The organism is Tenuifilum thalassicum (assembly GCF_013265555.1).
GTDB lineage: Bacteria > Bacteroidota > Bacteroidia > Bacteroidales > Tenuifilaceae > Tenuifilum > Tenuifilum thalassicum.
This window is the reverse complement of record NZ_CP041345.1, coordinates 924,857-937,152: the sequence shown is the minus strand read 5'-3', so window position 1 is coordinate 937,152 and position 12,296 is coordinate 924,857. Positions and strand designations below refer to the sequence as shown.

Below are 12,296 nucleotides of genomic sequence, written 5' to 3'. Positions count from 1 at the left end.
AATAAAACCAAAATCCAGATGAAATCAATAATTCGCTTTGGTTTAAGCTTATTTATCACTACCATTTTAACATTTTCTGCAGTATGCCAGGTGAGCGATACTCTTTTAACTATAAATGGTGAGCCAATCCTTACCGAAGAGTTCACCTCGCTCTACATGAAAAACAATAAGGTTAGCAATACTCCTATTAGCAAAAGCGATATTGATGCATATTTGGACCTATTTATCAACTTTAGACTAAAAGTTCAAGCCGCAAAAGATGCTAAAATAGATACAGCTAAATCGTTCCAGCAAGAATACAACGGCTACATCGATCAGCTTGCTAGCTCATATCTAATTGATAAAAACGAGCTATCACGCTTAAGCCATGAGGCATACCAGAGAATGAAAGAAGAGGTTAACGCAAGCCATATTCTTATTAGAATGCCCGAAAATACTTCTGGCAACGATACGCTTGCCTACTACAAAAAGGCAATGGAAGCCAGAACAAGGGTTCTTTCTGGTGAGCCCTTTGGTAAAGTAGCGCTAAATATGAGCAACGACCCATCTGTTAGTAAAAACAATGGTTACCTGGGATGGTTCTCCGCATTCCAAATGGTTTACCCTTTTGAATCTGCAGCATTTAACACTCCCATTGATTCTGTTTCTTTACCAATCCGAACAAGGTTTGGATATCACATCATAAAAGTACACGATAGGCGACCTACTAAAGGCCAAATTAAGGTAGCTCACATCATGGTTAGGGTACAGCCAAATGCTACACCAGATGTTGTAGAGAATGCTAGAAAAAAGATTGTAGAGATACACGAGAAACTTCAAAACGGCGAAGACTTCGCTAAGCTGGCAAAGCAATACTCAGATGATAAAGGAACAGCCGAAAAAGGCGGTGAACTACCCTGGATTAGATCTGGACAGATAATCCCTGAATTTGAAGAGGTGGCTTTTAACCTTGAAAACGTTGGCGATATCTCAAAACCCTTTCAAACAACATTTGGCTGGCACATTGTTAAACTAATCGACAAAAAGTTACCTGGTAGCTATGAATCGATGCTTTCTGAAATAAAAAACCTTCTTAGTCGAGATTCAAGAATTAATCTGGTAAAAGAGGCATACATTGCTAGATTAAAGAGGGAATACAGGGTAACAGAATTTAAAGACGTGGCATTTAGTCAGCTAAACCAACTTATAGACTCAACTATTTACAAAGACCAATGGCAAATCCCTCAAGTTAAAAACAATCCGATACTTCTTTCTATAAACAACACTAACTATAAACTTTCCGACTTACTTAACTTCATCTACATAAACCAGAAAAAGGCACAAAATATTTCAATCCCTTCATTTATAAACAATGTTTTTGATGCTTGGATTGATAAAACCCTTTTTGATTACGAGAAACATCAGCTACCACTTAAATATCCCGAATACAAACAGCTTGCAAAGGAATACTACGAAGGTATGCTCCTTTTTGAGATTTCGAACCAAAAAATATGGACTCAAGCAACAGATAGTGCCACCCTTTACAACTTCTTTGAACAAAATAGAGATAGATACAAGTGGGATAAAAGAGTTTACCTAACAACATATAGAACAAATGATGAAAAGGTAGCCAATAAAATATCTAAAATGCTAAAAAGGAAACCAGGCATTGCCCCACAGGCGATAGTTGAAAAATTAGGGAAAAAAGGGGTGAATATTAATTATGAACAAAACGTATACCTAACAACTAGTGAGGAGGTAAAGGGATTTGAGGCATGGCCAAATGGAATAAATGTAAAAAGCGAAAACGACTCAATTCTTATTGCCCACATTGACAAGGTAACTACTAATGAACTTAAAGAACTTGATGATTGTAGAGCTGAAGTGATTTCCGATTTTCAGAATTACATTGAAAATTCTTGGTTAACCGAGTTAAAGAAGAAGTATGTCGTTAAAATTGATTCTACTAAATACAACAAGCTAATCCATAAATTAACTACAAATAAGAATTAAATCAATGAAACATCTACCAATAAAAAGGATAACAATAATAGCATTACTAATTTTAATGGCTTCTGTTTCGTGTCAAACGGAACATAAGGGAAAACCTATTGCAAGAGTTTACGATAAGTATTTGTATAAAGACGACTTGAAGAACATCTTTCTTTCCAATGTGAGCCCCGAAGATAGTATCCTTATTGCCAAAGCTTATATTGAGAAATGGATACAAACTCAGCTTCTTTTAAAACAGGCCGAGCTAAACCTCTCCGATAATGAAAAAAATGTTGCCCGACAACTCGAAGATTATAGGGCTTCACTTCTAATTCATAAGTATGAGCAAGCATTTATAAACCAAAAAATGGATACCATTGTTAGTGATTCGGAGGTTGAGGAGTACTATAATTTAAATAAAGACAATTTTGTACTTACAGAGCCTATTGTAAAAGCTCTATATATCAAACTTCGAAAAGAGGCCCCTCAAGCCCAAAAAATCAAAGAGATATATCGCTCTGAAAAACAAGAAGATATACAATTACTTGATAACCTGGCTTATCAAGCAGCTATTTTTTACGATTTCTTTAACGACAAATGGGTACCTTTCTCGCTGATTGCTAAAGAGTTACCATACCCGGTGAAGGACTTAAAAGAAGTTCTTGCTCGAAAATATATTGAAATGGAAGATGGTAGCTTTATTTACTTAGTATCGATTCGTGATGTAACCCATCAAGGGCAGATTGCTCCCCTTGAGTACGTGATAAATGAGCTTAAACAAATCTTGCTGAACTCAAGAAAACAAAAGATAATTGAGGATCTTGAAAAAAGTATTTACCTCAAAGCTAAGGACAATAATAATTTTGAAATTTTCAAATAGATAAAACATGAAAGCATTTAGACTTTTACTAAGCATAACTGCCTTTGCAATTATTAGCGTTTCTTCATTTTCTCAGGAAAATATTTCTATCGATAAGGTTATTGCCATCGTAGGAAACGAAAGGATTTTGCTATCGGACGTTGAACAAGAACTTCTAAGGATAAAAATGCAGGGTAGCACATCGCAAAACCTTGATAGATGCCAAATCCTTGAACAGCTTTTAATGCAAAAACTTCTTCTAACCCAAGCCAAAATTGATAGCTTAGAGGTAAACGAAGGCTCAGTTGAAATGGAAGTTGAACGAAGGCTTAACTATTTTATAAACCAAATTGGTTCCGAGAAAGCGCTTGAGAACTATTTTAATAAACCAATTTTTGAAATAAAAGATGATCTTCGGGAGATTATTCGAGAGCAACAACTTACTCAACAAATGCAGCAAAAAATTATTGAGAAAGTAAAAATTACACCTGCCGACGTGAAATCGTTTTATAAACATATACCTAAAGATAGTCTGCCCGAAATACCTCAACAATACGTTTTACAACAAATAGTTATATATCCACCTGATGCTGAGAAAGCTAAACTTGAAGCCAAAGAGAAGCTACTTGAAATTCGTAATCGGATATTAAACGGCGAGAGTTTTACCACTCTTGCTGCTCTTTACTCAGAGGATAGAGCATCTGCAATTAAGGGTGGCGAGTTGGGTTTTCGCTCCCGTGAGGAATTAGTTAAAGCGTTTGCCGATGCCGCATTTAACCTACAAAAAGGACAGGTAAGCCAGGTTGTAGAAACAGAATACGGATACCATATTATTCAGCTTATTGAAAAACGTAACAACCAGGTTAACGTGCGCCATATCCTGCTAAAACCACAATTTACTACCGATATGCTATCCCGAGCTGTTCAAAAACTCGATAGCATTGCAACACTAATTCGTACCGATAGCCTAACCTTTGACGAGGCTGCTCTCAAGTTCTCTCAAGATAAAAAGACATACCTGAACAAAGGGGTCATGATTAACCCGTATACCAACACGCTATTTTTTGAGAAGGAGCACCTTCAACCTTCCGATTACTATGCTATTAAGGACCTAAAGGTTGGTGAGTTTAGCGAACCTTTTGAATCGCGCGACGAGCACGCCAACGTAGTCTTTAAAATTATTAGAATAAAGCAGATCATCCCCAAACACAAAGCGAATCTGAAAGACGACTATGCTATCATTCAACAACTAACAAAATCAAATAAAGAAAACGAGACTTTACAAGATTGGCTAACTAAGAAAGTGAAAACGATATACATTAAAGTTGATTCCGATTTTCATGGCTGCAAGTTTCATACAAAGGGTTGGATAAAGTAGAAACACCAAAATGAGAGCATCGCTTCGTTCACTTCTTATATTGTCCATCTTAATGGGCATCATTCCTAGTTTGTTTGCTCAACAAAAAACTAAAATTAGGTTCGAGGGCGCTAATAGCATGAAGAACCTAAATTTAGATGAGCAAAAGCTGATTCGCTACATTGGCAATGTACGATTTAGCCACGAGGGCACTCGCATGATTTGCGATAGCGCTTACCATAACCCCGATGAAAACTGGTTTAATGCATTTGGTAATGTAAGAATTAACCAAGAATCGTCAACAATTACTGGTGAGCACCTCTACTACGATGGAAAAACCTCAACTGGAAAAATTGACGGTAACAATGTAAAACTCATATCGGACGACGCAACCCTTACAACAAAAACCCTCTACTTTAACTCAAAAGAAAAAAGTGTTTACTATAATACTCCTGGTGTCATCACAACAGAGGACTCAAAATTAACTAGCCTTAGAGGCTATTACTACGATACTAGCAATCAGATACATTTTGCTGGTAATGTTGTAATGGAAAACCCCGACGGGAAAATTTACACCGATTCGCTTTCCTATAATACGAATTCAGAGATGGCCTACTTTTTTGGTCCAACCTACATTTTTAATGAACAAAACTTTGCTTACTGCGAAAAGGGCTGGTATAACAAAAAAATTGAACAGGTAAGCCTTCAGTATAATGCTTATATCCTCAGCAAAGAGAATAAGGTTTTTGGCGATGACATCTATTACGATAAATCAACTAAGTTTGCCCGCATAACTGGTAATGCCGTTTTAGTTGATACCGTTAACCAAGCATTCGTATATGGCAATAAAGTGAATTTTTGGGAAGATTCTGAGAATGCCGAAGTTTCTGGAAATCCTCATCTGGTTAAAATTGATAATAATGATACTCTTTACCTTAAAGCAGATGTTTTTAAGATAATATCCAAAAAAGACACCATTACTCCTGATTCTACTCATCGCTTCATAAAAGCTTTACACAACGTAAAGTTTTATAGATCCGATATACAAGGTCTTTGCGATTCTCTCATTTACTTTACTCATGACTCAATAGTCAAAATGTACTCACAACCAATACTTTGGCAAAACGAGAACCAAATGACTGCCGATGAAATAACCATCTATTCCAAAAATAAAAAGTTAAATCAAATTGATTTTATAGGTAACGCATTCATTACTTCGGTTGAGGACACAAACTATTACAATCAAATAAGAGGCAAGAAAATAGTTGTGCACTTTTCGGATGGGAAAGCATCAAAAATAGATGTAAATGGAAATGGCCAGGCGGTTTATTTTATACGCGATGGAGAGATACTTACTATGGCAAACCGTTCCGAAAGCGCAAGGATTTTCATCGTACTTAAAAACAACAAGATAAGCAAGGTAACTTTTAAACAAAAGCCGTTATCAAATTTGTACCCCATTAAAAAAGTGGAACCAGAAGACATTACACTAAAAGGCTTCTCTTGGCAACCCAATAAAAGACCGAAAGATAAGTACGACATTGTTCCCAAGAACTTTATATTACTCCCTGCAGAGAAAGGAAATGAGGGTCGTTTAAAAATATTGAACAATGAAGATATACAACATATTCCGTTTAAAGAAGAATCGCACCGCGTAGAAAACTATGCAAAACCCGGCAATTTGAAGAAAGATAAAAAACAAGATAAACTAAATGTAAAAGGGAAAAGTAGGAAACCTTTGAAGTTCAAAGACATTGAAAGATAAAAAAAGAGAGGCAAAACCTCTCTTTTTACATTCTAGTATTCATCCTCGTTGAAAAGAAAATCTTCTTTAGTAGGATAATCTGGCCAAATATCCTCAATGCTCTCATAAATTTCATTATCATCCTCTAACTCCTGAAGATTTTCAATAACTTCAAGTGGAGCACCTGAACGGATTGCATAATCAATTAACTCATCTTTAGTAGCAGGCCAGGGTGCATCTTCCAGTTTAGATGCTAGTTCTAAAGTCCAATACATAGTATTAGTTATTAGTTAAAATTCTGATTGTCAATTTTTTAAACATTTTGACAACCTCACAAATATATAAAATTTTTGGAATTACAAGTTAGGTTGCCATTTTATTTGCTCAACACCAAAATCTTTGCCAAGTTTTCGCGATAGTGTAAAGAAGTAATCGCTTAGCCGATTTAGAAACATGACAACATTTTCAGGTAGAGGAACTTGCTCGGCAAGTTGTGTAACCAATCGTTCGGCCCTACGGCAAACCGTACGACACACATGACATAGTGACACGACCTGATGTCCTCCTGGCAATACAAACGAAGTAATCGGATCAAGTTGAGCATCCATTAAATCAATCTGTGCTTCTAACTTAGCAATATCACTATCCTCAATTCTTGGAATTTTAACACTGCAATCAGTACAATCGGCTGCTAAAATAGATGCACAATTCATTAATCGATCCTGAACAAAAATAAGGATTTCAGCAGTTGACTTATCGAGTTCAGGTTGATCGCGCAATAAACCAGTAAAAGCAATTAGCTCGTCAACCGTTCCGTAAGCTTCAATTCTAGGATGGTATTTGGGTACACGAGCACCTCCAATTAACGAGGTGGTTCCTTTATCGCCAGTTTTGGTATAAATCTTCATAAAAACTATTAGTTACTTATTCAAGCAAGCATTTACCTCAAGATAAGAATTAAAAAATAGTATTATTGTTCCTCAATTACAACGTTCTGATGTAACGTTGGATTGGGGTTTATTTCATCGGATTCAATCATACCATCGAGCAGTCGAATAATTCTGCGAGCATGACGAGCAATGTCCTCCTCATGGGTAACAAGGATAATGGTATTCCCTTGCTCGTAAATATCCTCAAAAAGGTTCATGATATCAACCGAAGTTTTAGAGTCAAGGTTACCAGTAGGCTCGTCAGCAAGAATGATAGAAGGGCTATTAACCAACGCACGAGCAACGGCAACACGTTGGCGCTGACCTCCCGAGAGTTCATTGGGCTTATGTTCCATCCTATCTGCTAAACCTACGTTTTCCAAAGCCCGCTTGGCCATTTCAATCCTTTCATGTTTTGGTACGCCAGCATAAATTAGAGGTAGCATAACGTTATCGAGAGCCGTGTAACGCGGAAGAAGATTAAAAGTTTGAAAAACAAACCCAATCTCCTTGTTTCGGATTTCGGCAAGACGATCGTCGGTTAGCTTACTTACATCGGTTCCGTTAAGTATATAGGTTCCGTCGGTAGGAGTATCTAAACAGCCTAAAATATTCATTAATGTTGATTTTCCAGAACCCGAAGGTCCCATAATGGCAACATACTCATTCTTATTTATTTTTAAATCGACACCTTTTAAGGCTTTAACTACTACACTACCAACCTGGTAATACTTTTTTATGTTTGAAATCGATATTAAATTATGTTCACTCATATTTTTAAAGTTAAGTTAGTATGGTCCGTATCTTAATTTAAAATGTTGTTTGGCAATTCCCCCACGAAAGAAAAGAATTCCGCATCGAAACAAGTCGATTGAAACCGTCACCTCTGGTTTAGCTATTAGCTCATTCCAAGAATCTTCCATGTCGGAACTCCATCTTATATCGTCAACTATTACAACTGAATTATCAGTTAACTTATTTTGTATGACATCAAAATATTGTAAAAGTTTATTTCCGTTATGGTCACCATCAATAAAAACAAAGTCAAATTTATCCACTTCATCCATCAATCGGGGAAGTTCAGTCTCAAAAGTAGAGCAAATGGGTTTAATATTTTTTACATTAAAACTCTCAAACCTTTTTTGGGCAATCCCTAGGACTGCTTCATCGCCTTCAATGGTATAAAGGTAACCCTCTGGATTGGCCAATGCAATATATAAACTACTAATTCCAACAGATGTGCCAAGTTCTAACATCACCTTAGGCTTAAAGTGATTAGCCAACCTATAAAGTAATCGACCAAGATGAGGGGGAACAGCTACTACGCTTGCCAGTTTTTTTAGCTTAACAAGCTCACCGCGAAATCCACCATTCATGTTTTCAGCAATAGTCTTTCGTATAATGCCTATATCACTCTTAATCATCTCTTTGCGATAGGCTTCTATTGCTTTAAAAATGGGCTCACTTTTATTGATACCGATAACGTTTGTATACAAATCAAAAACAAATGGTGAATGAATTCCATAACCACCTTTTGGCAGGCATTCCTTCCTGAAACCCACATAATTTTTAAATATTTCCCATGCTCCCCGCTTGGCCATAACTAATTATTCTTATCATGCTAAGGTAAGTTCAATTAGGCAATAACCATTGTTACGTCTGTTAAAAAAAGTTTAACCAGAACAATTTAGATGCTATACATTTTTACAGATTGAAAAGGATGTAAAAAAAGAGGCTGTAAAATCACAAAAAGTGATTATGCATACAGCCTCTTCTTAAAATGGATTAATAGCCAGTTAGTTTTTTAGGAGTTTAATTAGGGAGTCTATATTTTTCTTGTTAATCACATTTTTACCATCAGGAGTGTAAAGATGCTCAAGCCTATCGGAGAAGTGTTTTTCCACCTTCCCCCTAACAACCTTAAGGGTACTATTGATAAAGCCATTCTGCTCGCTAAAAGGTTCATCAAGCACAGCAAATGTTGTTGGCAACCAACGTTCTGGGAACATATCGCCAAACTCTCCACCAGGCTTGAACTTAGCCACTTCGTTGTTAAGAATCTCAATTCCATATTTTGCGGCATCCTCCGAGTCAATACTTAAACCCTTTTCTGTAATAGCCTTCTTAATAGCCTCCTTTGCAGGAACAATTAATGCAGTGGTATAAGGTTTTTGATTATTGTGAAGTACAACATTATCGATGAATTTTGAATGTTGAACAAGCGACTCTTCAATACCCTCAGGGCTATACTTTTCGCCGTCGCTAGATATAAGCAAGCTTTTAAATCGGCCTAAAACATACAAGAAACCATCCTTATCCATATATCCCATATCACCTGTATAGAGCCATCCATCGCGTACAGTTTCAGCTGTTGCCTTTTCATTTTTCCAGTATCCAACCATAACATTCTCACCCTTAACAACAATTTCACCTTTCTGGCCAATTGGTAGCTCATTACCATTTTCATCGCATATTTTCAGGTCGAGATATTTTACAAGATGCCCCGAGGAGCCAAGTTTATGTCGTTTTAGCGAGTTTGAACTAATAATAGGAGTAGCCTCTGATAAGCCATAACCTTGCAACATCGGAATGCCAATTGCATAGTAAAATCGTTGAAGTTCTATATCTAGTAGCGCACCCCCACCAATGAAAAAATCCAGCTCTCCACCAAAAACTTCCCTAATCTTGCTAAATAAAATCTTATCGTACAACCATAAAAGTGGTTTGTAAATGAAGGTGAAGCCTGTCCCCTTATTCCATCCCTCCTTGTTGTATTTATAGGCAACGCTCAGCGCGTGGTTAAAAAGCTTTTCGGTAAACTTGCCTTTTGCCTTTATGCCATTTTCAATATTCTTTTTAAAATTTTTGGCCAAAGCAGGTACGCTAAGCAGAAGGTTGGGCTTAATCTCTTTTATGTTCTGAGGAATGTTTTTAAGAGTCTCCATGGGAGATTTACCTACCTTAACTGTAGCAATGCTAGCTCCAGATGCCATAAAAGAGTATATTCCTGCCACATGAGCAAAACTATGATCGAGAGGTAAAATAAGTAACGTCTTATAGTTTGTAGGAATATCCATTAGCGTCAGGGCCTGCTCAACATTTGCCGTGTAGTTTCTATGTGAAAGTATAATTCCTTTAGGATCGGCTGTAGTCCCGGATGTATAGCTAATATTAGCAAAATCGTTTGGTTTTATTGATTTTGATACCTCCTCAACTTTACCAGGATTATCCTTTAAAAACTTATCGCCTAATGCAAAAACATCATCAATGTATAAGTCATCGGCCAATATACCTTCTATCTTATCAAGATATATTACCCTTTTTACATTGGGGAGCTCTTCTCTTAAGGCTTTTATTTTTGACGCTTGCTGACCCGATACAATAACAATACTGGTTTCGGAATGCTCTAGTCTGAAAAGTAAATCTTTACCATCGAGTTTAACCGACAGTGGAACATTTACTGCACCAGTATAAAGTATTGCCAACTCACTTAAAATCCACAATTTTCGCCCCTCGCTTAGCAAGGCTATCTTATCGCCTTTCTTGACACCCAAACTCAATAATCCTGCTGCTAAACGATAAACTTCCTCTTTTGTTTGAAGATATGTTGTAGGTTCATACTTGTCCGATAGTTTTTCCCATATATATGGGTTATTTGCATATCTCCTAACACTTTCCTCAAATAGCTCTACTATGGTTTTCATAAGCTTCTTATTACAATTACAGCAACAAAACTAAAAAAATATGTTTTATAACACTGCTTGCTGCAAAAAATAATATGGCATTAGTAAATTTGAAGACTTTAAACTAATAAATTGTAATGCTTACATCTTAACTAGCCATAGTACTACAATTAGCCTGCTAAGCTCTTTATACAAATGGAAAAACACAGTTTGCTGAATCTCTCAAATTGCAAAATTTGTCCACACGAGTGTGGTACTAATCGTTATAAAAGTAAAGGATATTGCAAAGTTGGCCATTTACCGTTGGTTGCATCTGTTTTTGCACATAAGGGCGAGGAGCCCGTTATTTCGGGGGTAAATGGTATCTGTAACGTATTTTTTGCGCACTGTAATTTACAATGCGTTTTCTGCCAGAACTACCAGATTAGTAAGAATTCAACATCAAACCCAGGTTGGATGTCAAACAAGCATCAGATTGTAGATGAAATAATAAAAATATTGGATAATGATATTAACATCGTAGGTTTTGTATCTCCCTCGCATCAAGTGGTTCAGATGATCGAAATAATAAACGAAATAAATAAAAAGGGGTATAACCCAACCATTGTTTACAATTCTAACGGATACGACAAAGTAGAAACTCTTAAAGAACTTGAAAACGTAGTTGATGTTTACCTACCAGACCTAAAATATTATAACAACCAGATAGCCTTCAGGTATTCTAGAATAAAAAACTATTTTGAAGTGGCAACAATGGCAATAAAAGAGATGTACAGACAAAAAGGGGCAAGTATAGTTTTAAATGACAAGAACCTAATTGAGTTTGGGTTAATAATAAGACATTTGGTTTTGCCTAACCATGCCGACGATAGCATAAACTTACTAAAATTCCTAGCCAATAACATTTCGAATAGGTTATACATCTCTTTAATGTCGCAATATTACCCTCCCAAAGACCTCCTTCTACCTAATGAAGAAAGAAAATCTATCTACCAATGAGTACAACAAGGTTGTTAAAATAATTGAAGATTTAGGTTTCAGGGGTTGGATTCAAGAAGCTGAAAGTCAAAGCCACTATAAGCCAAATTTTGATAATGATATTCCATTTTCCGAATAAAAAAATAATAGCAAATAAAATCTACTAAATATATTGTTCAGAAAAATTTTGAATTGTAGAAAAATAGTGTTTAAATTGCACTATAAATAACATTTTAACAATTTGCTTCTATGAAAAGGATACTATTGTTCATTGTATTAGCAGCATTTTTGGGTACTGGTTGCAAATACTTTAAGAAAGATAAAAAGAAAAAGGTAGATACTGCTGCTATTCAGAAAGCAAAACAAGATAGCATAGCCAAAGCTAAAGCATTTGAAGAAGAGCAAAAACGATTAGCGGAAGAGCAAGCCCGCCAGGAAGAGTTACGTAAGCAACAAGAGTACGAAGCCAAATATCGGTTCCATGTTATCATTGGTAGTTTTAAAGTACCATCAAATGCAACTTCATGGGAAGAAGAAGTTCACCAAATGGGCTTCAATAAAACAAAGATTTTAGACTCACCGAATGGTTTTAAACTGGTTTCAATTGGTCAGTTCGACACATACAGCAAAGCATTTAATGAGATTGACCGCATTAACTCAGATAGAATTGAAGAACCACTAGAACTTTGGATATACGAAAACAAGTAACAGTTTCATTTTTTTGATTAATAAAACACCGCCTTTTGAGGCGGTTTTTATTTTGTTGACAAATATT

General features: G+C 36.1%; 12 protein-coding genes. 7 read left to right on the top strand and 5 right to left on the bottom strand.

Going from position 1 to position 12,296, the window contains the following annotated elements:
- Positions 1-18: 18 nt before the first annotated feature.
- Genes FHG85_RS03865 through FHG85_RS03850 form a run of 4 tightly spaced genes read left to right on the top strand, consistent with a single transcriptional unit; the run spans position 19 to position 5,952 of the window.
- On the top strand, positions 19-1,992 hold the full coding sequence (locus FHG85_RS03865; RefSeq protein ID WP_173073167.1) for a foldase protein PrsA: 1,974 nt from the start codon (positions 19-21) through the stop codon (positions 1,990-1,992).
- Between the two features lie 4 nt (positions 1,993-1,996).
- Positions 1,997-2,851, top strand: a complete 855-nt coding sequence (locus tag FHG85_RS03860) for a peptidylprolyl isomerase (RefSeq protein ID WP_173073165.1) — start codon at positions 1,997-1,999, stop codon at positions 2,849-2,851.
- 7 nt (positions 2,852-2,858) lie between these two features.
- Positions 2,859-4,208 (top strand): peptidylprolyl isomerase, encoded by a 1,350-nt coding sequence (locus FHG85_RS03855; protein ID WP_173073163.1) that lies wholly within the window; start codon positions 2,859-2,861, stop codon positions 4,206-4,208.
- Positions 4,209-4,218: 10 nt separating this feature from the next.
- Positions 4,219-5,952 carry an OstA-like protein gene (locus tag FHG85_RS03850; RefSeq protein WP_317167929.1) on the top strand — a complete coding sequence of 578 codons (1,734 nt, stop codon included), beginning with the start codon at positions 4,219-4,221 and terminating at the stop codon, positions 5,950-5,952.
- Positions 5,953-5,984: 32 nt separating this feature from the next.
- Here FHG85_RS03850 and FHG85_RS03845 read toward each other — a convergent pair whose 3' ends face one another.
- The 5 genes from FHG85_RS03845 to FHG85_RS03825 all read right to left on the bottom strand — a co-directional run bounded on the left by FHG85_RS03845 (position 5,985) and on the right by FHG85_RS03825 (position 10,564).
- The gene (locus FHG85_RS03845) at positions 5,985-6,206 is read right to left on the bottom strand and encodes a DUF2795 domain-containing protein (RefSeq protein WP_173073159.1); all 222 of its coding nucleotides are present in this window, start codon (positions 6,204-6,206) and stop codon (positions 5,985-5,987) included.
- Positions 6,207-6,287: 81 nt separating this feature from the next.
- Positions 6,288-6,839: a cob(I)yrinic acid a,c-diamide adenosyltransferase gene (locus tag FHG85_RS03840; protein WP_173073156.1), complete on the bottom strand. Its 552-nt coding sequence runs from the start codon at positions 6,837-6,839 to the stop codon at positions 6,288-6,290.
- A 62-nt stretch (positions 6,840-6,901) separates the two neighbouring features.
- A complete protein-coding gene (locus tag FHG85_RS03835; protein ID WP_173073154.1) occupies positions 6,902-7,633 on the bottom strand; it encodes an ABC transporter ATP-binding protein in 732 nt (243 codons plus the stop codon).
- A gap of 15 nt (positions 7,634-7,648) precedes the next feature.
- Entirely contained in the window at positions 7,649-8,461 is an 813-nt protein-coding gene (locus tag FHG85_RS03830) for an O-methyltransferase (RefSeq protein ID WP_173073152.1), read from the bottom strand.
- Positions 8,462-8,656: 195 nt separating this feature from the next.
- Entirely contained in the window at positions 8,657-10,564 is a 1,908-nt protein-coding gene (locus FHG85_RS03825; protein ID WP_173073150.1) for an AMP-dependent synthetase/ligase, read from the bottom strand.
- Positions 10,565-10,738: 174 nt separating this feature from the next.
- Here FHG85_RS03825 and FHG85_RS03820 point away from each other — a divergent pair, with 174 nt between their 5' ends.
- From FHG85_RS03820 to FHG85_RS03810, 3 genes are all read left to right on the top strand, one after another.
- Positions 10,739-11,542 (top strand): radical SAM protein, encoded by an 804-nt coding sequence (locus FHG85_RS03820; RefSeq protein ID WP_173073148.1) that lies wholly within the window; start codon positions 10,739-10,741, stop codon positions 11,540-11,542.
- Complete coding sequence (locus FHG85_RS03815; protein ID WP_173073146.1) at positions 11,514-11,660, top strand: hypothetical protein; 147 nt, start codon at positions 11,514-11,516, stop codon at positions 11,658-11,660. Before FHG85_RS03820 ends, FHG85_RS03815 begins: the two co-directional genes overlap by 29 nt.
- Positions 11,661-11,770: 110 nt before the next feature.
- Entirely contained in the window at positions 11,771-12,229 is a 459-nt protein-coding gene (locus FHG85_RS03810) for an SPOR domain-containing protein (protein ID WP_173073144.1), read from the top strand.
- The last annotated feature ends 67 nt before the right edge of the window (positions 12,230-12,296 follow it).